The organism is Bacillus sp. FSL R9-9497 (assembly GCF_038005805.1).
Taxonomy (GTDB): Bacteria; Bacillota; Bacilli; order Bacillales; family Bacillaceae_G; genus Bacillus_A; species Bacillus_A cereus.
This window is the reverse complement of sequence record NZ_JBBOTY010000001.1, coordinates 1,069,956-1,093,369: the sequence shown is the minus strand read 5'-3', so window position 1 is coordinate 1,093,369 and position 23,414 is coordinate 1,069,956. Positions and strand designations below refer to the sequence as shown.

The window sequence follows — 23,414 nt, the reverse complement described above, 5'->3', positions numbered from 1 at the left end:
CACCTCATGAGTTCCATACGTAGCCACTATGCGCTAGCGTAATGTGGCCACTGAAAATTTGTTTTGCTTCTGTTACTAAATCAGATGGGTTGCCTGTATGCGGTAAGTGCGTTAATAAAAGTTCTTTTACATTTGCATCTTTTGCAATACTTGCTACTTCTGTACTATTCATATGCCCTGCTTTTGCAGCCTCTTGATGTGCATACATATTACACTCACAAATGAAAAGATCAGCATCTTTCGTGAATGGAATGAATTCAGGAATATAACTTGAATCAGCGCTGTATACTACAGCATCATCTCCAGCTGTAATACGCATCGCAAAGCATGTAACAGGATGAACAGTTTTTAAGAACGAAATCGAGAACGGTCCAACTTGAAGTGTTTCTTCTGGATTGTACGCGATTCCTTTCGTATGTGGTTCATGTGTTAAAGAATGGAATCCATTCTCGTCAAACGTATGACCGTATATTGGTAATTCCGGTAGTTGCCTTGTTGTCGCACTCGTAATTAATCTCGCATATTGCAATACCCCAATGTCCGCAACATGATCGTGATGATAGTGTGACAGTACAACTGCATCTATATGAGATGGTGTTATATATTTTTGAAGCTGTGCTAGTACACCACTACCACAGTCTACAAGTAAACGAAAACCATCGTGTTCAAACAAATACCCCGACGTTGCTTCTCCCGCTTCTGGAAAGCCGCCCCAAAAGCCGACAACAGTCATTTTCATATGTATCCATCCTTTCTAAAACCGAGTAGGAATGCAGTTTTTCTCCGTACTTGAGAAAGTTTTTTACTTACATCCTACATTGTTAACTATAATCCATTTCCTAAACTTTTTCATTAATTTTCAATTTTGTTATAAAACAGTTGTTGACTTTTATTTTTTGTACTAATACAATGATAGTAAGAAATGGAAATGGAGGGATTGACATGATCGATCAACCAATGGAGTTTTTCAGAAATTTACCGACGAAAACTTGTGCGCACTGCGGGAAAGAAATTGATGAGCAACACGAAGCATACCATAACAAATGTGATGATTGCGTTCACGAAGAATAGTAGTTTTTGAACATAAAAAAACCTAGCAGACATAGTCTACTAGGCTAATAACATCTTATCCTTCATCGTTGAACCTTTCACCAAGAGCTCCAGTTCAAACTCATACAATTCTTTTTTTCGATAATTTTTCGTATGGATTTTATCCATCATTAGGTCGACAACTTTTCGGGCCATTTCATCAATTGGCTGTTCAATTGTCGTAATACCTGGTTCTGTAATCTGCGATAATATTTGATTATCAAAACCGATAACAGCAAGATCATCTGGAATGCTCCAGTTATGGCGTTTCGCCTCTGAGATAATTCCAGCTGCTACCTCATCGCCTCCTGCCAAAATCGCGGTAGGATTTTTTTTGTCCTTTAATACTTCATGGAATATTCGTTTTCCATCTTCCCAAGAGAAAGCGTTTTCAAGAAAGTCAATCGCTTCTACTTGGCGGCTCTTCTCAGTTATTGCACGTAAAAAGCCCATTTTTCGCTGCTGGCTAACGACTTTGGTTTCGTTACCACGGCAAAAAATAAGATTACGATATCCTTGATCTAACACATGCTTCGCAGCTATGTATGCTCCTTGCGCATGATCAAACTTCACTGTTGGAATATTTGCTTCCTCAATATATTCATTACACAACACGATTGGACCGTGCTGTAAATATGGCTCTACATCTTCCCACGGATTTTCTAGTGAACATAGAATAATCCCATCTACTTGTTTCGTAGATAATAATTGTAAATACTCCATCTCTTTTTCCGGTAAATATCTTGTTTGACAAATAATCAGTTTATATTTATGTTCAGAAGCAGCAATCTCGATTGCTTCAATAAATCTACTGAAGAAAGGATTTGTAATCCTTGGAACTAGCACCGCAATTGTTTCCGTTTTTTGTTTACGAAGCCTTCTCGCCGCAGAATTAGGAACGAAGCCTAAATGCTTCATTGCTAATTGAACCCTTTTTTTCTTCTCATCTGAAACATATGGATGATTATTAATCACCCTAGAAACCGTTGTCCTTGATAACCCTGCTAATTTCGCCACGTCCTCTATAGTCGACACGAAATTCTCCCCCTTTGCATGAAAACGTTTTCTTAAATTGATTATATAGTATATTATTGGAAACTGCAATATCGGTTGTTATGATTTTACTATATTAATATTATACATAGGTAAAAGTCTGTTAATGCATGGGCAATATACTGCTTTTAGAAATTTACGTTATGTACATTCCTTTTCTTAATACCATATATCCTTTATTCAATATAAAACCCCATCAATACGTCATCTCCATATGATCCATCTTCATACTTTATTTGCTTTCGTTGTCTTCCTTCTTCTACAAAACCCATACGTTTGTACACTTTAATTGCCCGATCATTAACAGAAACTACACCTAAGCAAATTTTCTCTAAACCTTTCTGCCCTTTCGCCCAACTAATAAGAAATTCAATTAATTTCGTACCGATGCCTTGATTACAATACGCCTCTTTAATCCCCATTCCCATTGTGCCTGCGTGTTGTAACCGTTCTAGTTCATATCGGTTGAAAAGTAAAAAGCCTACCACCTTATAATCTACTTCATACACAATATAAAGATTACCTTTCTCATTACTTTTCCGTATCTTTTCTCTTTCTGCATCAATATCATTCGGTAATTTCTTTGGAGATACTATGAAAAACTTTGTAGTATTTTCCGATAATATAATTTCTTTTCTAATGTTCATTATTGCTTCTGCATCAGCCTCTTTTGCTAATCGTATCATTGAATCACCTCGTACTTTTTCTTTTAAAAAATAATATTAAAACTATAAAACGTCCAATATGCAATATTGCATATTGAGAATATTTTTACTCTTGATACAATATTCATACATCAAAATAAAAGGAATGTATGCAATGAATCCAATCTTAACAGCTGCAAAACAACTATTACATAAAGAAGAAAAGATTTTATCTACTTTAAAATGTTCACTTACTGGCTATATGATTACGCATAAAGTCCCGTATCCTGGCATGTTACTTGCTACTAATCAAAGACTTCTCTTTTTTAGCCAATATAAAAACACATTCATTGCCGAATTTGATTATGAAAAAATTCTATCCATAGAAACGAAGAGAAGAATCTTTGACAAAAAAATAATATTTTACTATGAAGATGAATATATAACGCTTGGATACATTACAAGTTCGAATGTTGAAGCGTTCATAGACTTACTACAAAGAAACAGCAAGACTAGCACAGGCTTATAATCAGCGGGGATCTCCTCGCTGATTCATTATTTTAACTCCTCCCACTTCGTCCAAACTTCTCTCCCGTTTATACGGTACATATTATCCTCTCTATCCATAAACCTATGTACAATAAATTCACGTCTAATTGTACAAAAATCATCATGATATTGTTTTATAAATGTATTAATTTCTTTTTCTGTATATTGATTTCCAGCATCTAACTTGCTAATTAAATGCTCTAACAATACTAGTTTCTTCTTCTTTTGACCTGGAATCGATTTTAAACGATCCTCTTTATCGAAAAAGTTATGAATGGTCGTATCACGGAATTTCATTTCACTTTCAGTCATTTTTTATCCTCCATCACTTTTTTTCTTTATCTTTTCACTTAAAATATCAATAAAGTAATATCCACCCATTAACACATAATAGAACGTAAGTATTCCAAATGCATCTTTCATACTTGTATATACTTCTTTATCAAACAATATAGGTGAAAGGGCATAAACAAGAAAGATTATTAGCGGATTTACGATAAAATAATAAGTAAGATTGCCTTTCATCATATCAACTCCTCTACCCTATGTTTCTCTGTAAATTGTTGTAATTCCTTTTCTTTCGTTTCTATAGCTTTTAGAAAGACTTATAGATGAACTAAGGAAAAGATGCCCTCTATTAAAATAAAAAAGCACCAAAAAGGTGCTTTTATCTACGCTTCAACCGATTGATTTCCAACCACATTTTTAAATTTTCGTTTGTGCATCAAAGTTAAGGAAGCGATTGTTCCAAGTGATAATACAACGATAAAGATCATGAGCATTCCTATGTTTTGCCACATGAAGTCAAAGTCTCCACTCGATACGACTGCTTTCAATCCTGATACAGAGTATGTCATCGGTAACCAAGCATTGAATGGTTGTAAAAACTTCGGAATCAATTCTAGTGGGAATGTTCCGGCACTTGTTGTAAGCTGCATAATTAATGTGATGATGGCGATAAAACGGCCTGCATCACCAAATGCTGTTACTAAACATTGAATTAATGCGATAAAGGCTAAACTTGTAATGATGCTAAAGAGTATGAAGTATGGAATGCTTTGTACTTCTACACCTAATCCGAACAGTAATATAACATCTGCTACTATCGCTTGAATAATACCAACTGATAGTAAAACACCGAACTTACTAATAAACCAACTAAATCCTGATTTTGGAACGCCTACTGTATCACGTAATGGGTATACGATAGATAATAATAATGCCCCAACAAATAAACCGAGTGATAAGAAATACGGCGTAAATCCAGTTCCGTAGTTAGGAACTTCCGCCATTTTCTCTGTCTTCACTTTTACAGGACTTGCAAACATATCATACGTTTTATCCGTTCCTTTTACTTCCCCAGTTTTCTCTGCCCCTTCGCCAAGTTTCTCTGCAAGTTCACCTGAACCGTCGTTTACTTTTACGAGACCATCTGTTACTTTTCCTGAGCCATCTGCTAGTTTATTTACGCCGTCGATTAGCTGGATTGAGCCATTTGACATTTGATTTAGGCCACCATTTAGAGTACCTAAGCCCGTTGTTACTTGACCAGATCCATCTGCTAATTGATTTACGCCACCTGCCATTTGGTTTGCTCCTACAGATAATGTACCTAAACCGCCTGTTACTTTACTCGAGCCATCTGCTAATTGATTTACTCCACCTGCCATTTGGTTTGCTCCTGCAGATAATTGACCTAGGCCGCCTGTTACTTGACTTGAGCCATCTGCTAATTGATGTACACCACCTGCCATTTGATTTGCTCCTGCAGATAATGCACCTAAACCGCCTGTTACTTTACCCGAGCCATCTGCTAATTGATTTACTCCTGCAGATAATGTTCCTAAACCACCTGTTACTTGGCTTGAGCCATCTGCTAATTTCGTTACACCTACAGATAATGTCCCTAAACCGCCTGTTACTTGACCAGACCCATCTGCTAATTTGGATACTCCTACAGATAATGTTCCTAAACCGCCTGTTACTTGACCAGACCCATCTGCTAATTGATTTACTCCTGCAGATAATTGACCTAATCCTGCTGTCACTTTTCCAGAGCCACTTTGCAATTGCGTTACTCCATCAATTAATTGAACTGATCCATCTTTTAATTTATCGGCACCTATTTTTGCATTATCTAATCCCTCACCAAATCCATGAAACTTACTAACAAATTCATTTTGTGCGCTCGTTAGTTTCTCAATAGCACCTGCTAGAGTTTTTATCCCTGCTGGATTTGGTAAGTTTTTTTGCAACCCATTTGTTGTTTGATGTATTTCACCTTTTAATTGTTTCACTTCTTCATTTAATTTATTTGTTCCACCTGCTACTCCGGCAGCTTTTTGCTGAACTGTCGCTGTACTTTTTACAGCACTTGTTACGAATGGCTGTAACTGCTCTTGATATTCTTTTGGTAAACTTTCAATTTGCTTTTGTAAATTCGCTACCTCTTGTGCTGCATTTTTTGCATCTCCTGCTGTTGATTGTGTAAGTTCATTTAACTGATTTACATTCGCCCCAGCTCCATCTATTTTTTCATTTACTGTATTCAATATAGAAGGAACTTTCGACTGCATTTCCTCTAAGCCTGCAGCAGACTTTTGTACGTTACTATTTAACTCTTGCAATCCCTTTTGGATCGCTTGAGAACCTTCCTCTAATTGGCTTTGCCCTTCAACAAGTTTTCCCATACCATTTGATAGATCCGTTGTTCTTGTTTTTAATTCACCGGATTTACTTACTAATTTGTTCAAGCCACCGGTCACTTTCTCAGATCCATCACGCAACTCACCCGTTTTACTATTTAACGTATTTAAACCGTCTGTTACTTTGCCCGATCCGTCTACTAACTTCCCAATACCTGCATTGCTATTTAATGCATGTAAACCATCTGTTACTTTGCCTGATCCATCTACTAGTTTCCCAATACCTGCATTGCTATTTAATGCATGTAAACCATCTGTTACTTTGCCTGATCCATCTACTAATTTTCCGATACCTGCATTGCTATTTAATACGTGTAAACCATCTGTTACTTTGCCTGACCCATCTACTAATTTCCCTATACCTATCTGCATTTCACCTGTTTTGCTATTTAGTGTATTTAAACCATTTGTTACTTTGCCTGACCCATCTACTAATTTCCCTATACCTATCTGCATTTCACCTGTTTTGCTATTTAGCGTATTTAAACCATTTGTTACTTTGCCTGACCCATCTACTAATTTTCCGATACCTACCTGCATTTCACCTGTTTTACTATTTAGCACATTTAAACCGTTTGTTACTTTGCCTGATCCATCTACTAATTTATTAGATCCATCTGCTAATTTCTGAACTCCATCCTTCATCTCCCCAGATTTCCCTTGCAGTGTATGAAGGCCATCCGTCACTTTACTTGAACCATCATGCAGCTCACTTGATCCGTCGTGTAGTTTATTTGCTCCTTCCGCCCCATCTGCTAATCCTTTTGAGACGTCTTGAATGGAATCAAACATTTTCTCTGCATATGTTTTCGTTAACGTGCTTGCTACTTCACCTTTAATTTTTTCAATGGCTGTTCCGCCAATTTGTGAAGATAAGAAGTTCAAACTTTCGTTTGGAATATATTCTAAGTTTAATGGCTTCGGATCGTCTTTTAGTAACGTTGTAGCGTTACTTGAGAAGTCATCTGGAATGCGCACTAACATGTAATACTTTCTACCTTCCATTCCTTTCTTCGCTTCTTTTTCACTTACGAACTCCCATTTAAAACTTTTATTATCTTTTAAATTATCAACGAGCCCTTTTCCGACCTCAATTGGTTTCCCATCAAATACTGCGCCTTTATCTAAATTGACTACTGCAACTGGTAAGTCATCTAACTGTTTATACGGATCCCAAAAAGCCCACAAAAACATCCCTGCATATAAAATTGGTACGAATAAGACCGCAATAATTGGAATTAATATTTTTTTACTTTTTATAATTTCCGTGAACTCTTTCCGAAGTAACTGATTCCCTTTCATAATTTCTCCCCCTTTTATAAAATGACCAAAATGTTCATATAGTCATTTTTACCCAAACAAAAAGGCTATACTTGTTCATACATATGCCTTATCCCTGAATTTATTACTATGCAACTTTTTCTTATTATGATTATAATTTTTCTATATCCCCCCTTAACTTAAATATATGACCGTATTGTTCATTTGGTCATTTTTTATAAAATTAAAAGGATTATCTTAGTTTGACAATCCTTTTAGTAAATAAAGTTCAAATAACTCTGCAATTTTTTCTTTTTCTAGCGGTTCGTGATTTTTTTCCCAATCAAAAATAAGCGATACATATAGACGAAGCATAATAAATGCTGTAATTTCTGGATCACATTTGCTAATTTCACCTTTTTCAATCGCAATTTTTAAATACGATTGAATAACAGAAACGATTTCCACATCAACTTGTTGCATCACTTCTTGTACTTCTTTCGTTCCCATATCGCGCTCTTCTTGAATTAATTTAATCATGAGCTGATGTTCTTTTCTAAATTCCAAGATGCTATATAATGCTCTATGTACATTTTCAAAAAATGAAACATCTGAACGAATTGCACTTTCTGCAACTTGCTTCATTTCTGTAATTAAATTAGAAATAATTTCACCAAATAACTCTTCTTTATTTTTGAAAAAAGTATAAATCGTTCCTTTCCCTACATTCGCTAACTTCGCTACTTGATCCATCGTTGTTGCTTTATAACCGAACGCTGAAAAAGACTTTGTTGCAGCCTCAATAATAGAACGTTTTCGATCTATTGCCACATCATCACCTCCAAAAATGACCAATTGGATAATATAGTCAATCAGTACATCTTTGATATTACCACACGCTTACATTCTATACAAGTTCTCTTTTTATTATTTCCAGTATAAAAAAATTTCAGTCAGTGTATATCATACTTTCCATAGTTTATCAGAAGAAAAGAGAAAAGGAAAAGATGTTCTAGAGATATACAGCTAAACCTTACTTCACAACAACAAAATTCCTCTTTTTCAAATAATCAAATAAAAAAACAAGAAAATCTTTACAATTAATAGTAATATAGAAAATAGACAAGTTTATCAAAACAGTGGAGGCTTTTTCAGTCATGATGCGTGCACTTCGTTTAAATATAAAGCAAGCTTTTTGTAGTCGTATTTCTTTAATTATGATGCTTAGTGGATTCGTTCTTATTTGCATTTATCACTATTATTATGTAATTCGTTATTTAGGAAACGCAGCAAATGGTCCTATATCAACAGATTTAAAATGGATTGGATTTCGCGACAATGAAATGGATGTTTATTTATTATTAATGCCAGTTATTGCGAGTTTCCCCTTTAGTACAAGTTACAATTCGGATAAGTCCGATGGTTTTAAACCGTTTGTGAGTAAGGGGATTTCTATATTTCCTTATTCAGTAGCGAAATATATCGTTACTTTTTTTTGCGGAGGATTTCTTTATACACTTCCATTCATCTTATCGTTATTATTTTGCAAATTAACCATTCCAGACGGAACACCTACGGTTGGTTCAGGCATCATAAATGCTGATGGAATGTTCGCAAACCTATATTTTGATGCGCCTCTCACTTACATCGCTGTATATATCGGAATTAATTTTTTATTTGCAGGTTTAATGGCCCTTTTAGGACTTGCTGCATCTGTATGGTCACAAAAAGACTATATGGCAATTCTCTTTCCATTTGCAGCCGCCTCCATTCCTTACGTCCTGCTAAATACAATACTTCCTTCAATAGGCGGAGCACCTTTTCATTTATATGATCCGAAACAACCATTGCAAGGCATGTCACCATATATTTTAATGACGCAATGTGCTTTCTTTCTTTTCGTTAGCTTACTTATGTATATACAAGGAGTAAAGCGGGATAGAAAAAAATATAAAAGAAGACTGCAAAAAAGAGAGCGGTGTAGAAAAGCTTTTCAAGTATAATAAAACCCTAATTTCCTTACTATATTGGAAATTAGGGTTTATTTACTATTCACTTATGGCGTACCTGCCAACCCCCATAAAATAACGACCGCTACAAAATAAATCGCTTTAATACCTACAACTAAACATAATGAAACAATTGCATATTTACTTAATTCTCTTCTTGCACCTATTAAAGTGAAAATAACCGCCAAACTAAATGTTATATAAGAAGCTGCTGTATGTATTAAGTTATACGTAATATCTAGATTGCTTGTAAGTCCTGTTATATCAGCTACAAACTGAAGCATGATGATCGTACTAAAAAAAATTGCAAACTGATTCATTACCTTTCCATTTATTTGTAACTGCATTGTTGTCCCCCTTATTAAAAACTAAATATTCAATCAATTTTATCATTAGATTACAAAAAAAGGAATCATCTCTTTATACTATTCTATAACGATGCAAAAAAAGAACGCTTAGTCACCTAAGCGTTCCCCACTTTAAGAAGCCTTCTTCAAATCAATTTGAGCAAGTACTGGGTCGTGGTCACTTACACGTCCGTGTTCTTTCATAATGTTTGAGTTTAAGTGTACTGGGTCTACAATTGTGTGTGGTGCGATATTGTTTGTTACTAAAATATGATCTAACACTTGTGCATTTCCTTCGTGAATGTACGTGTAACGATTCTCTTTCGGCACTGTGTTTAACATATCTTTTAAGATTGTTCCCTCTAGTGTTTTTAGTGGTTTAGAGAATTCGAAATCGTTCATATCACCTAACACAACAACTGGTGCATTTGTATTCTTTTTCTGAATTCCTTGCACGAAATAATTTACTTCTTGTGCTAACTGAATTCGTTTGTCTTCACTCTTTAATACGAGCGGCTGCACTTTTCCAAATGGCGTTGCATCTCCTAGTTTTGAGTTTAAGTGATTTGCAACGACAACAATGTTTTGTCCTTGGAACGTAAATTCTGCCGCTAGCGGTTTACGTGTACTTTCAAACAATGGATTTTCGTCTCCAATACGAACAACATTCTTATCAAGTAACTTCGGTACCGTCGCTAATTTCACGCGTGATGGATTATAGAAGAAGCCGACGCGAATATTCGCTCCTGGTGCTCCTCCATCTTGATTATTGTTTGGAGCGATTTCTACATACTCATACTTCGGTCCACGAATTTCTAGAACTGCATCAATGATACGTTTTGCGCTTAATGACGCATCTGTTGTACCGTCATTAATTGATCCGTTATTATCTTGCATTTCCTCTACACCGATAATATCTGGCATTTTTAAATTGTATTTAATAGAATACGCTAACGCTTTTACTTTTTCATCTGTTGTTTCTTTTTTATTCGCCGAGAAGTTTTCAATGTTATATGTAGCAACCGTTAACTTATCAAGACGTGGCTGAATATTTGCCCCTACTTGCTTAAATCCACCATCCACTACAGCTGGCAGTTCTGTTATTGGCGAAATACGGAAAGAACCGTAATCATATCCTACCACCCCTGTTATATCTCCAGTAAAAGTATCTCCTACTTTTGCTACATAATCGCGAGGTACTTTTACAGAAAGGCGCTCTGGGTTTAATTGATTTTCATCTAATAGAGGTGTGCCATATTGTGTTACTATTTTATCTCCACCATTTTTTACTGTTACATATAAATTTCCGTTTTTCTGAGGTGTAATAATTTTTGGTGTTGGCATCGTAACACGCATACCTTCTATACTTTCATAGAAGTCGATTGCATCTTCATTTGGATCAAATAAACCAAATGCATCATTATCAATAATCTGGTCCGGGATTTTCACACCGTTTTCCCCAAGTACAATCGGTGCTGGCAAAGATTGATCTTTTGCGATTACAGCAACGCGGCTCGCTTTAATTTCAGTCGTCGTTAAGTCTGTTTCAAATCGTTCTGCATATCCTGGTCCAACATATTCTTCTACTACTCCATCAACTTGAATAAGATCTCCTACTGCTACATTCGCATCTTTTTTATATACGTACATACCTTCTGAAGTAGCTGGATCATTATCTGGCTGATTATCTTCTATATAAAAGCCGTTTTTATCAAGCGCTGTGACAACGCCTTCCACATTGTTTACTTTCTTCCCGTTGTAAGGAGACATATGTGATTTCCCTTGAATGTCATGAATACGAACCTGTTCATTATTTACGATAATAAATGAAAATGTCGAAATTGCTGAAGGAGTAAGTCCTTCTTTTTCTGCGATTGCTTTCACTACACTATTTTCATTCACTATAATTTGTCCATTATAACGAACGCTTTTATTAGTAGGATTAGAGCCATCTAACGTATAGTAGATTGTTGCGCCTTCTGTATTCGTCGTTAATGTTACCGCTGTTCCTTTAGCAACTTCTCCACCGTTCGGTGAAGCTACTACATCGCTAACACGGTTTTGTCCTTCACCTTGAAACTTATAAGCTGTTACTGATTTTAGACCTGGGTTACTAAAATATAATTCAAGGGTCCCAGTCAAACTAACTTTCTTCCCGATATTTTCAGGGTGATCTTTTACATTCACTGCCGTTCTCACATCACCTTTCGGTAACTGAACGGGCATGATTTTGTCTGGATTCGTTTCGTTTGGCGAATCTGCAATTGCTACGTTTGTATCATCAAACTTAGCTGGATCCTTCGTATATTTAGAAGAACTTTGCGTATATCCAACAATATATCCTTCTACTATCCCCTTCGTTTTCCCTTGCTGCTTAAATACTTGAATTGCTTTTTCTACTGACATAGAAGCAGTTTCTTCTGCTTGCGCTAAAGTTCCAGTAAATGAAAGCAATAGCAAGAATGATAAAAAGACACTTAACAATTTCTTCACAGCCATTTTCCTCTCTCTATTTCATATTTTCTCAGCATTTCTATCATAACAAATGATTCGTTATATAGAATGATATTTCGACAAGTTTTACAAAAAATTTATTTAATTTACAAGCTTTCAAACTACAATACAAAATAATAATTTTACACTTTCTACAAATACACTCTATAATGTTAGAGAGAGAAAACAGAAAATATCGACATTTGATTGGCATGTAAAATGGATTCATTTGAATAGGAGTGATTGGATGGAAGTGCAAACAGAAACATACCGCGCAGCTATGAATGGAACATTAGAACGTCATTTTTCAGATATGATTGCCGTTATACCAACTAGAATTACAATTGAGCAGTTAAAACAGCGACTAGAAACGATCGCTACTAAAGTTGATGATTTAAAAATTGTTTATAGTGATGAGACAAGCCTTATTGTTGAATTACATATGGGTGAAACAGTCATACCGTATGAACTGCATATTGATGAACCGAACGATCCAGAAGGATATAAAATGTACAATAGACAAGATTCTACAATCGTAGATCGTAATTTTGAAGATGCAGCTTTCGGCACTGAAATTTTCACTCGTACGCTATTTGTAGGCGATGTACTGGACTGCTTTTTCCAGCAGTTACAGTTCTTATGGAATCTCGCCCCAGATTTGTTATTTGTAATCGATTCAAGTGCAGCAATGAAAGTGATATCTAGAAGCTATATTGAATATCACGTTGAAAATGAATTATTACCTGACATTCCTGACTTATACGTTATTCATTCCGTTTATGAAGACGATAAAGACGGTGAGCCTACGCAATATTGGTTTCATACACATGGTCTTTTAAGAGCAGGCGTAACTGAAATAGAGTTAATTATTCCAAATCGCATTTCTTCCTACTATGGCATTAGCGATCTCTTTCAAACATTTGCTAATAATGCCGTTGAGAATGGACAAGTCCCTATAAATGAGCCTATCGTTATCGCACATAGTCAGCAAGGTTCTATACATACAGTCGCTGTTCCGTGGGAAAAAGGATTATCTTATATAGGGCATAAAACGAGTATGGACCAATTATCTTCACTCGAGGATGAAGAAGTGAAACTACAACCAATAGATGCACAAAATACATTCTTAGGCGGTATGGATGCCCGAGATGAATACCATCAATCTCCATCCGTTCTCTTATTCAAATTTAATACTTCAGAAGAATATATTGAAAGCTTTTTCCAAGAACACGAGGAAGCTACAGGGCTCATGTTCTATAAAACAAATAGTGAAACCGATCGTATGGCTTACAATGCGAAAAATACTTTTGGGTATTTCAGCAACATTTTTCACATTGAACAATCAAATGAAGATTTTCGTTTCCTTGCTAAGTTTGGTGTCTCCTACGAAGAAGGAAAAAGTGAACATATGTGGTTTGAAATGCAAAACATTACGGAAGATTTCATTCAAGGAATACTCATTAATGAACCATATTTCATAGAAGATATGAGTGAAGGAAATAGTTATCATTTAGATTTTGATAACTTAACAGAGTGGGTTATTTATGCAGGAGATGCTGTTATAAAGCCAAATAACTTATATATGTTTATTGGCGAATAAGTATTTTATATAATAAACGAAACGCCTTCAATATGATTGAAGGCGTTTCTTATAATTTACTGTGCGATTAATTCAGCATCTATTACTTTCTCCAAATGAGATAATACACGCTTTGCAGCTTCCTCACCTTGATTAATACAGTCTGGAAGTCCAGCGCCAGCATAGGAGCTACCTGCCAAGTATATACCTGGCAACTCTTTCTCCATAAATGTTGTGAGCTGTTTCATTCGCTCGTTATGGCCTACTGTATATTGAGGCATCGCTTCTTTCCAGCGACTTACGATTGTAAACTCTGGATCCTCTGTAATGTCCATCGTCTTTCGTAAATCTTCTAGTACGAGCTGAACGAGTTCTTCTTCAGTTTGTTCTACAACCGCTTCATCACCAGCACGCCCAACGTAACAGCGAAGGAGTGTTTTTCCTTCTGGCGTTGTATGCGGCCATTTTTTATGCGTCCACGTACATGCTGTAATCGTGTAATCGCTATTTCGTGATACGACAAATCCTGTACCATTAATATCACGCTGGATTGCGGATTTTTGGAAAGCAAGTGCGACATTGGCAACGGATGTGGATGGAATATTACGGAAGAAACGAAACTGCTTGTACTGAGCAAACATGGACGGCAATACTTTATGCGAAGTTGCCACTACGATGGCGTCCGCTTCTATTTCTTTTCCGTTACTAAGAGTAATCGTATAACCATCACCCTGTTTTGCAACTTTTTCAATGCGAGTTCCCTTTATTATCGTACCTTCATGCATCTTTACTTCGAGAGATTCTACGATAGATTCTAAACCTGTTTTCACTGTTTGGAACATTCCCTTTTTCGGTTCAGCTTTCTCTTTTTTCGGAGCGAGCGTACGCATACCGAGCGAAATACTACGATGTTTCTGCTCAATCTGATACATTTGCGGGAATGTTGACATTAAGCTCATTTCATCAATATCCCCTGCATAAATACCCGATAGTAACGGTTCTATTAAGTTTTCAACCACTTCGTTTCCAAGACGATGTCTGAAAAATTGTCCGAGTGATTGGTCAGATACTGGCTTTGATCTCGGCATTAATAGATCAAAACCAGCTCTTAATTTACCAATTGGGGAGAATAACCCGGAAAATAGAAACGGAGTAATTTGCGTTGGAATTCCCATCATTGATCCGCTCGGCATTTTATGTAACCGATTTTTTACGAGGATAAATGATTGACCAGTCGTATTTTCTACAATTTCATCGCCAAGACCTAATTCTCTCGCTAATCTAGCTGCACTTTCTTTTCTTGCTAAGAAAGAATCCGGTCCGCGCTCAATTGTAAAACCATCTTTTCGAACGGTTTGAATTTTTCCGCCAAGTTTACCCGATGCTTCTATAAGTAATGTATCAATCGGCAAGTTTTTTTCATGAATATTTTTTTGTAAATTATACATTGCTGTTAATCCAGTGATGCCTCCGCCGACGATCACAACTTTTTTCCTCAAGCAGGCTCCCCCTTTCTTCTTACAGTACAGATTCTTTTTTCTTTAATACAACATCTGTTAAACAATCAATAAATGCGTCCGATGCATTTGGCATTTCTGGACGATAATATTTCGCACCAATTTCATCCGTTACAACTTTACACTCAAAGTCGTTATCATATAAAACTTCTAAATGTTCCGCAACAAATCCAACTGGTGCATATATGAATGAAGTATAACCGTGCTTTTCATTTAGTTCTCTCGTTAAATCTTGTACATCTGGACCAATCCAAGGATCTGGTGTGTTCCCTGCACTTTGCCAGCCTACTGCATAGTTTGCTACTTCCGCTCCGCGCGCGATATAATCCGCTGTTTCATTTAATTGATCTGGATATGGATCGCCCATTGCAATAATTTTCTCTGGTAAACTATGTGCAGATACGATTAATACTGCTTTTTCACGCTCTGCATCTGACATACCGTTATATATACCTTTCACTGCATCAACCCAGTACTGGATGAATTTCGGCTCTTTATACCAGCTATCAATGCCGTGAATTGTTAAGTTTCCAAGTTTCTCAGCTTCTTCTTGTGCTCGTCCAACGTATGATTTCACGCTAAACGTAGAATAGTGAGGTGCAAGAACAAGTGCGATTGCATCTTGTATTCCGTCGTTATGCATATCTTTGACCGCATCTTCAATAAACGGTTCAATATGTTTTAAGCCAAGATACATATGGTACTCTACTTCATCTTGTACTTCATTTAAACGCTTCTCTAACTTCTTAGCTTGCTCTAATGTAATAGTAGCTAAAGGAGAAATACCACCAATTGCACGGTAACGCTCTGTTAAATCTTCTAGCATTTCAGGACTTGGCTTTCTTCCTCTGCGAATATGTGTATAGTAACGTTCAATATCTTCTTCTTTATATGGCGTTCCGTATGCCATTACAAGCAAACCAATTTTCTTTTTCATACAGCAATTCTCCTTTACTTCGCTAACTGCCCTTTAGAGTATTCATGAATAAATGTAGTTAAACGTTTTAATGTATCCGGATTTACTTCTGGGAATACACCGTGACCTAAGTTAAAGATATAACCCGGCTGTTTCATCCCTTGATCTAAAATACCTTTTACATGTTCTTCAATAACAGACCATGGCGCAAGTAAGAATGAAGGGTCCATATTACCTTGTACCGCCTTATGAACGCCACGTGCACGTGCTTCTTCAATCGGTAAGCGCCAGTCTAAGCCGACTACATCAAGCGGTAAGTCGTGCCACTCATTCACTAAGTGTGCAGCTCCTACGCCGTGCATAATCATCGGTACACCCATCTTACGAACTTCTGCAAAAATACGCTCCATTGCTGGTTTAATGAATACGCGATAATCTGCTACATTTACTGTTCCAACCCAAGAATCGAAAATTTGAACTGCTTTTGCTCCTGCGTTTATTTGCGCTTTTAAATATGTAATAACCATATCTGCTAGTTTATCCATTAAAGCGAACCAAGCTTTTGGCTCTGCATACATGAACGCTTTCGTATTATGGTAGTTACGAGATGGACCGCCTTCAATCATATAGCTCGCTAATGTAAATGGAGCTCCTGAAAAACCGATTAACGGTACGTCTAACATTTCTGTCGTTAATAAACGAATTGTATCTAGTATGTACGGTACGTCATCTTCTGGATTGATTTCCCCTAGTTTTTCTACGTCTTGTAAAGAACGGATTGGATTATCAATAACTGGGCCAATACCTGATTTAATTTCTACATCCACACCAATTGCAGGTAGTGGTGACATAATATCTTTATAAAGAATTGCTGCGTCTACGTTATACTGATCAACCGGCAATTTTGTAACGTAAGCACATAACTCTGGATTATGTGTAATTTCAAATAAAGAATACTTTTCTTTAATCTTTCTATATTCCGGCTGTGAACGACCTGCTTGACGCATATACCATGCTGGTACATAATCGGTACGTTCCCCCCTACATGCTTTTAAAAATGTCTCATTTATAGTTCTTACCAAGACCCTTGCTCCCTTCCTTACCAATGCTTCGAATACGTTCGATATTTATCTTTTTTTACTATACAGCTTGTAAAAACAAAATGCATAATATTATGTACGTTGTTCATTAAATTGACACAAACATTCTTAAAAACGCTTACTATTTTCACAACATTCTTATTATAACACAGAGAAAAACTATGGTTTAGCTACTTTTGACTTTTCTCCTTCACGATTCGTTTGTGTATTATATGGTACAACGTAAAAGCTCGGTTTTGAAAATATGTTAACGAACTTTTCCTCATATTCCCCAGCACCATTTACAGTGCTAACATGTGTATGAATTCCGTTCTCCACTCTATAGATTCGGTACATAATTCTGTTATCTGGAAGTGGCGTCCAACTTAATTTTGCTTTAAATAAACCGAAAGGGCTAAATGCTAGTTTCATTTTTACATCTTCAATTTTGCGCAGCCGAATCGGAGCGCCGATTGTTTCCACACCTTCAGGCTTCATAAACTTCTCTTTATGTTCTACATTAGCCTTCGTTAAAATTTTCTTAAACAATTTTGTCGCAGATGCACTTTCTCCTTGCAACTGATGCTCCTTATCCGTGCGATCATAACCAATCCAAACAGCGCCTACTAAGTTAGGTGTATAGCCGACGAACCACATATCTCTTGCTCCCTTATCGTCATTTGGCAATGAAGTTGTACCCGTTTTTCCAGCTAACGCACCGTTATATACACCAACTCTCGCTGTTCCTTCCTTCACAACTCCTTCTAACATTTTCGTCATATACCATGCTGTCTGCTTCGAGAAGATTTTCGTCTCTACTTTTGGAGATTCCCCAATGACTGCACCGTGTCTGTTTAATACTTTATCAATAACGTGCGGCTCAATAATATTTCCATTTGCTAAAAATGAACGATACATTTTTACAAGATCAAATGTTGAAACGCCATTTTTTAGTCCCCCAAGCGCTGTACTTAAACCAGCATCTGCAATATGGACATTTCCTTTTTCTAAATATTGCTTTCCTTCTTCTACCCCTAACTCATTTAATAAAGAAACTGCCGGTACGTTTGCCGACTCTAAAATCGCATCATACATCGTCATTTCTTTTGAATACTCATGATTATAATTTCGAGGTTCATACCCTTCAAAAGAATTTCTTTCATTTGTTAATAAAGAATACGGATTATACTTTTTCGTTTCTAGTGCTGGTGCATAGACAATAAGTGGTTTAAGCACAGAACCTGGCTGTCTTTTTGCGAAAATACGATTAAAACCTCTCGGGACGTACTTTCTTCCGCCAATCGCCGCTTTAATTCCGCCCGTACGATTATCCATTAATAAAAATGCACCTTGCGCCCCTTCTTCTTTCCCAGGAAAATTCCTTGCATCTTGAAACTGGTTATATGCTACCTTTTGAATCTTTTCATCCATAGGTACGACAAACGTATATCCTCCGCGAAGTACTTCTTGATGAGACAACCCGTATAAACGAGCGGCTTCATCTATGACCATATCAATATACGGCATATATGCAAGCTCATTTTCGTCTAAGTTTTTATATAAAGCAATCGTCTTTCCTTGATAACGAACGCTATCTTCGGCAGTCAAATAGCCTTGTTTATGCATAAGTGACAATACTAGATCGCGGCGTTCCTTACTCTTCTCTGCAGAATAGTACGGTGAATATCCGTTTGGTGACTTCGGAAGGCCTGCAAGCATTGCCCCTTCCTCTACTGTTAAATCCTCAACATTTTTATTAAAATACAACTTTGCTGCCGCTTGAATACCGTAAGCCCCATGACCAAAATAAATATGATTCATATACATTTCAAGAATTTGTTGCTTCGTATATTTTTGCTCTAATTGAAGAGAAATTGCGACTTCCTTCAATTTGCGCGTAAATGTTTTTTCACGAGTTAAAAAGACGTTTTTAGCGAGTTGCTGCGTAATGGTACTACCGCCCTCTACCTTCTCTCTAGCTAACGTATCTTTATAAAGAGCACGGAATATAGAGGGATAATCAATCCCTTGATGCTCATAAAAACGAGAATCTTCCACCGCAACAAACGCCTGCTGCACATACTTCGGAATTTGCTCGATCGGTACGAGGTCTCTATTTTCTACGTATAATTTCGTAATTTCTTTCCCTTTCTGGTCAACGATACGTGATGAAGAGTGGAAAACGAGCTGCTTTTCATCCATCATATAGCCACCAGCTAACACGATAAGTTTATAGAGTACAATCGCTACTACGAACGTTGCGACGCCGCCTAATAAAGTCCACTTTACTTTCTTCATACATCGTCCTTCTTTCCAAATGATGGTACATTTATTATTTGAAAAAGAAGTATCTTTATGTATATAATCTTCGAAGTTTTTTAAGAGAGTTGATATAATAGAAACAAACTAGTAAGGGGGCATTAAAATGAAGGCTATTATTTCATACGAAACACCTCTAGAACAAGCACATTTCACTGCAAAAAATGATGAGAAAAATATGTTTTATAAAGAAAATACAGAAGAATCTGTAGAAGGCTCACTTCAGTATGACGTACTAGATGCTGTCGGTGAATTTAAAGGACAACCTGGCTATATCGTTTGTAACAATATTTCTGTAACAGACGAAGGTCGCCCTGTATTTGAAAACCGCTTTAAAAACCGCGCAGGCCTTATTGAAAACGAACCAGGATTCCAAGCGATCCGTGTTCTACGCCCATTAAGTAACGATACATATGTCATCTTAACGATGTGGGAAACAGAGCAAAACTTTAAAGATTGGACAGAATCACGTTCATTCGAAAACGCTCATAAAAAACGCCCTGCACAAGCAGAAGGACAAGCTCAGGCTCAGGCGCATCCACATGCGGAACATCAGAAAAGTATTTTCTCTCGCCCTTCTTTTGTGACTACTTTTGATGTATTAGTTTAATTTTTTTGAGTTTGGAGTTCGGAAACCGCGGTATGCGAAATTATATCGGCGATTTTTCGAATATATCAGCGCAACTCGAATTATATCAGCGTTTTTCTGAATATATCAGCGCAACTCGAATTATATCAGCGATTCTTCGAATATATCGACTTATCGACAAATCATGACACAAAAAGGAAACACCATTACACACCGGTGTTTCCTTTTTCTTTGTACCAATTATATATACGAAGTGAATCTTTTTTTCTCATATGCTTTACTTCATAACCCCGCCCCGCTACCGCTACAAGAGTTGTACATAATTCATCCTTTCTTTGAAAATACGATTGATTATAACCTACTGCTTGAACATGTCTTCTTCGCATTATTCCTGTATATTTCGAAAAATTACGATATACAACCGTTAGTTGATTTTCTCTTAATTCATAACCGCCACTTTTATATCTAGCATACGCAAGTAACGAAAACACGATAAATAACGGTAAAATAAAAAATAACGCAATATATTGTTTTAAATATATACTCACGCTAGCAATTAGAACTGTGAGTATGATACTTATTAACCAGCCCATAATGAAATAACGACGCAACGCTGTTTTTGGTAAGTGAGCGATCTCCGCTTCAATTTCATAAGGTAACTCTAAATATGTGAGCAGGTGCTGTACATCTTTTTTCTTCATAAAAGGATGCAGCATCACTTCATTACTTGCTGCTCCAATACTGTGAATTGCTTCCACTTCAACAGCGCAATAACCAAATGGCTGGCGAAGCATACATTCTTTTACAGTAATCGCTTGAATTCGGTGCAATTTTAAGACAAACTCTTTCTTTTCAAATAACCCTTGAACGATACGAATTTCTTCCCCTTTTCGCTCAATTTTAAAGTTTGCATATTTCAACACATATCCAGCCGTGGAAATAATCCATGAAATTGCCATTAAAATTAATGCTATTACAATTAGTTTATAAACACCGTTTCCCATCACATACGCTTCTACTTTACTTGTGAATCCTTCAGGAAGAACAAAATCAAACTTTGTGTAAAGAAGTACCAGTCCAGAAAACACTAGTCCGAACCGACCAGATGTAATCGCTGCTGCTAAAACCTCTTTCGCTGTTAACTGATAAACCGTCTTGCTTTCTTCCTCTTCTATTTCTTCTTTTACAGTAGTTTCTTTCTTATGTAATAAAGAGATTAAATGTTTTGCCTCGTCTTCTTTAATACCAGCCAACATCACTTCTGGTTCACTACCACCACCCGCTACTTCTATATTTAACTTCATAAGCCCAAGCATCTGATAAATGACATTAGAAGACGTACTAACATTTTGCACACGTTCTTTATTTAAATAACTTTCCTTCTTTACAAAAACACCGTGCTTTATATGTAAAATATTATTCTCAATCCAGTACACTTTAAAATACCATTTAATTGCTGAAAAAATAGCCATGATGAATAAAACAACCAGAAGGAAAAGATAAAATAAATACCAAGGTTCCACTTGTTCATCAGGTTTAAATAACACAAGAATAATAAGTGGCAACAAACTCGCAACTCTAATACCTAACAATATCGTAATCGGATGTTGCCTCTTATACATCCTTATCACTCACTTTCGCAAGTTCTCCAATTTGTCTTTTTAGCTGTTCTGCTTCTTCTTTCGTTAAACCTGGAATACTATGAGAAGTTGCGGCTGTTGAAATGTGTAATTCTGCTAAATTATACTTTCTCATGATCGGCCCTTGCTCAATCGTTACGTGCTGCACACGGATCATCGGAATAAGTACGCGTTTTACAACGAACATTCCCTTTTGAATCTCAATCTCTTCTTCATTTAATCTGTAACTATAATAGCGCTGACGCAAATTTGGAAACACAAAATAATCAAGTGGAATAAATGTAATAGCTCCTGTTACTAATAGTCCAAACAACCAGCCCCACCAGTTAAAGTTAATCATAAAAAAGAAATACGCAATTACGACTGTTAGTATAACTGCCGCCCCAATTAAAGCGTGAATTCGCCACACTTTCAGCATATTAAAATGAATCTCTCTTTCTAACGGCTGCATCTCATCACTCCAATTCTATGAATTTATTACTTATATATTATCAAAAATAAGATTTTATATACATTTTTGTAAATTTATAGTCAAATAATAACATTTGAATCAAAAGCATATTAAAGAAAAACATACCTCAGTTTTGAAAATTATATATTATAAATATGAATTATATTGAACTAAAATAAACCTTACATGATTCATGTAAGGTTTATCGTTTTATACACAATATATTTCATTATTGTTGAGATATACTAGCATCGCTTTCAATTCGCTTTTCTTTTTGGCTCAGTTTTTTATCTTTAGATTTTTTTAATGTTAAAGTCATACCAATAAAAATAAAAAGAATTCCTGTTATTTGCATTAAAGTTGGACGGAATCCAGTAAGTACAGTATCTAATAATATTGCCACTGCCGGATCCAAAAAAACTAATATTGAGATTGTTTTTGTAGATAAATAGCGTAAACTATCAAAAAACAGATAATATACTATCCCTGTGTGAATAAAACCAGTAGCTATAATATATGTCCAATTACTTTGAGTGAGGCCACTAAAAGCATCTAAATCTATAAATGGTATTAAAAGAAATATCCCCAAGAATGTTTGTAAAAATGTCATTGCATACGCACTCATTTTGTTAATCCCTTTACCAAATAAAGTTGTAAATGCATAAAAGAGAGCTGCAAGAAATCCCCATATCATACCTGAAGACATTAATGAACCGACAGAGAAACTTCCATCGATACCAGCAATTAATAAAGCTCCTGCAAAACACACAATTATTGAAATGATAGATATTAATGTTAATTTTTCTTTAAAGACGATACTTCCAATTAACAGTACAATTACTGGTGCAAGATGATAAACCGAGATAGCAATTGTAACTGACATATTTTCAAAGGCTTTAAATAAGAAAACCCAATTAAATACTAAGAAAAAGCCACATATTAAAACTTGAATAACTTCTTTTCGTTCCCATTTATCTTGTTTATATTGCCCTGTAAGCAACCAGCATACACTTAAAAATATTGTCGCAAAAATACACCTTACAAACACTAATTCAAACGAAGGTAAGTTTGTTTGAACTGAAAAAAATCCAACTGATCCAAAGATAACCATTGATGCTATCATCTTTAAAGCCGGTACCGTTTTCTCTTGCTTAAAACTTTTTTGAAGCAAATTA

At 36.1% G+C, this 23,414-nt stretch carries 21 protein-coding genes; 5 read left to right on the top strand and 16 right to left on the bottom strand.

Annotated features, from left to right (window positions below):
• Window positions 1–4 precede the first annotated feature (4 nt).
• Entirely contained in the window at window positions 5–739 is a 735-nt protein-coding gene (locus MKY21_RS05685) for an MBL fold metallo-hydrolase (RefSeq protein ID WP_000784690.1), read from the bottom strand.
• 203 nt (window positions 740–942) lie between these two features.
• On the opposite strand from MKY21_RS05685, the gene yhfH reads away from it, so the two are divergent.
• A complete protein-coding gene (gene yhfH / locus MKY21_RS05680) occupies window positions 943–1,071 on the top strand; it encodes a protein YhfH (protein ID WP_000567010.1) in 129 nt (42 codons plus the stop codon).
• Between the two features lie 39 nt (window positions 1,072–1,110).
• On the opposite strand, the gene MKY21_RS05675 is transcribed toward yhfH, so the two are convergent.
• Window positions 1,111–2,124 carry a LacI family DNA-binding transcriptional regulator gene (locus MKY21_RS05675; RefSeq protein WP_000103715.1) on the bottom strand — a complete coding sequence of 338 codons (1,014 nt, stop codon included), beginning with the start codon at window positions 2,122–2,124 and terminating at the stop codon, window positions 1,111–1,113.
• Window positions 2,125–2,318: 194 nt separating this feature from the next.
• Window positions 2,319–2,828 carry a GNAT family N-acetyltransferase gene (locus MKY21_RS05670; protein WP_000620017.1) on the bottom strand — a complete coding sequence of 170 codons (510 nt, stop codon included), beginning with the start codon at window positions 2,826–2,828 and terminating at the stop codon, window positions 2,319–2,321.
• Between the two features lie 133 nt (window positions 2,829–2,961).
• On the opposite strand from MKY21_RS05670, the gene MKY21_RS05665 reads away from it, so the two are divergent.
• Complete coding sequence (locus MKY21_RS05665; RefSeq protein ID WP_001068220.1) at window positions 2,962–3,315, top strand: PH domain-containing protein; 354 nt, start codon at window positions 2,962–2,964, stop codon at window positions 3,313–3,315.
• A 26-nt stretch (window positions 3,316–3,341) separates the two neighbouring features.
• Here MKY21_RS05665 and MKY21_RS05660 read toward each other — a convergent pair whose 3' ends face one another.
• The 4 genes from MKY21_RS05660 to MKY21_RS05645 all read right to left on the bottom strand — a co-directional run bounded on the left by MKY21_RS05660 (window position 3,342) and on the right by MKY21_RS05645 (window position 8,131).
• Entirely contained in the window at window positions 3,342–3,647 is a 306-nt protein-coding gene (locus MKY21_RS05660) for a DUF2087 domain-containing protein (protein WP_000140283.1), read from the bottom strand.
• Between the two features lie 3 nt (window positions 3,648–3,650).
• The gene (locus tag MKY21_RS05655; protein ID WP_001986098.1) at window positions 3,651–3,863 is read right to left on the bottom strand and encodes a hypothetical protein; all 213 of its coding nucleotides are present in this window, start codon (window positions 3,861–3,863) and stop codon (window positions 3,651–3,653) included.
• A gap of 143 nt (window positions 3,864–4,006) precedes the next feature.
• Entirely contained in the window at window positions 4,007–7,342 is a 3,336-nt protein-coding gene (locus MKY21_RS05650) for a YhgE/Pip domain-containing protein (RefSeq protein WP_341075696.1), read from the bottom strand.
• Between the two features lie 216 nt (window positions 7,343–7,558).
• Window positions 7,559–8,131 carry a TetR/AcrR family transcriptional regulator gene (locus MKY21_RS05645; RefSeq protein WP_000963381.1) on the bottom strand — a complete coding sequence of 191 codons (573 nt, stop codon included), beginning with the start codon at window positions 8,129–8,131 and terminating at the stop codon, window positions 7,559–7,561.
• Between the two features lie 326 nt (window positions 8,132–8,457).
• Here MKY21_RS05645 and MKY21_RS05640 point away from each other — a divergent pair, with 326 nt between their 5' ends.
• Window positions 8,458–9,303, top strand: a complete 846-nt coding sequence (locus MKY21_RS05640) for a hypothetical protein (protein WP_000984174.1) — start codon at window positions 8,458–8,460, stop codon at window positions 9,301–9,303.
• Window positions 9,304–9,356: 53 nt separating this feature from the next.
• Here MKY21_RS05640 and MKY21_RS05635 read toward each other — a convergent pair whose 3' ends face one another.
• On the bottom strand, window positions 9,357–9,656 hold the full coding sequence (locus MKY21_RS05635; protein WP_001176844.1) for a hypothetical protein: 300 nt from the start codon (window positions 9,654–9,656) through the stop codon (window positions 9,357–9,359).
• A 132-nt stretch (window positions 9,657–9,788) separates the two neighbouring features.
• Window positions 9,789–12,155, bottom strand: a complete 2,367-nt coding sequence (locus MKY21_RS05630; protein ID WP_087875041.1) for a DUF6359 domain-containing protein — start codon at window positions 12,153–12,155, stop codon at window positions 9,789–9,791.
• A gap of 241 nt (window positions 12,156–12,396) precedes the next feature.
• On the opposite strand from MKY21_RS05630, the gene MKY21_RS05625 reads away from it, so the two are divergent.
• On the top strand, window positions 12,397–13,749 hold the full coding sequence (locus tag MKY21_RS05625) for a DUF4026 domain-containing protein (protein ID WP_137074873.1): 1,353 nt from the start codon (window positions 12,397–12,399) through the stop codon (window positions 13,747–13,749).
• A gap of 56 nt (window positions 13,750–13,805) precedes the next feature.
• Here MKY21_RS05625 and hemY read toward each other — a convergent pair whose 3' ends face one another.
• The 4 genes from hemY to MKY21_RS05605 form a co-directional block, all read right to left on the bottom strand.
• Window positions 13,806–15,227, bottom strand: coding sequence for a protoporphyrinogen oxidase (gene hemY, locus MKY21_RS05620; protein ID WP_137074872.1), 1,422 nt, complete (start codon window positions 15,225–15,227; stop codon window positions 13,806–13,808).
• 19 nt (window positions 15,228–15,246) lie between these two features.
• Window positions 15,247–16,182, bottom strand: a complete 936-nt coding sequence (gene hemH / locus MKY21_RS05615; protein ID WP_000726774.1) for a ferrochelatase — start codon at window positions 16,180–16,182, stop codon at window positions 15,247–15,249.
• Between the two features lie 14 nt (window positions 16,183–16,196).
• The gene (gene hemE / locus MKY21_RS05610; protein WP_000252605.1) at window positions 16,197–17,243 is read right to left on the bottom strand and encodes a uroporphyrinogen decarboxylase; all 1,047 of its coding nucleotides are present in this window, start codon (window positions 17,241–17,243) and stop codon (window positions 16,197–16,199) included.
• A 177-nt stretch (window positions 17,244–17,420) separates the two neighbouring features.
• Window positions 17,421–19,538 carry a transglycosylase domain-containing protein gene (locus tag MKY21_RS05605; RefSeq protein ID WP_016117385.1) on the bottom strand — a complete coding sequence of 706 codons (2,118 nt, stop codon included), beginning with the start codon at window positions 19,536–19,538 and terminating at the stop codon, window positions 17,421–17,423.
• Window positions 19,539–19,665: 127 nt separating this feature from the next.
• On the opposite strand from MKY21_RS05605, the gene hmoB reads away from it, so the two are divergent.
• Window positions 19,666–20,169 (top strand): heme-degrading monooxygenase HmoB, encoded by a 504-nt coding sequence (gene hmoB / locus MKY21_RS05600; protein ID WP_016117384.1) that lies wholly within the window; start codon window positions 19,666–19,668, stop codon window positions 20,167–20,169.
• 185 nt (window positions 20,170–20,354) lie between these two features.
• Here hmoB and MKY21_RS05595 read toward each other — a convergent pair whose 3' ends face one another.
• From MKY21_RS05595 to MKY21_RS05585, 3 genes are all read right to left on the bottom strand, one after another.
• On the bottom strand, window positions 20,355–21,770 hold the full coding sequence (locus MKY21_RS05595; protein WP_000278148.1) for a PH domain-containing protein: 1,416 nt from the start codon (window positions 21,768–21,770) through the stop codon (window positions 20,355–20,357).
• A complete protein-coding gene (locus MKY21_RS05590; RefSeq protein ID WP_001182698.1) occupies window positions 21,763–22,239 on the bottom strand; it encodes a PH domain-containing protein in 477 nt (158 codons plus the stop codon). The genes MKY21_RS05595 and MKY21_RS05590 overlap by 8 nt, the downstream gene beginning before the upstream one ends.
• 229 nt (window positions 22,240–22,468) lie before the next feature.
• Window positions 22,469–23,410, bottom strand: coding sequence for a DMT family transporter (locus tag MKY21_RS05585; protein WP_088349102.1), 942 nt, complete (start codon window positions 23,408–23,410; stop codon window positions 22,469–22,471).
• Window positions 23,411–23,414 lie beyond the last annotated feature (4 nt).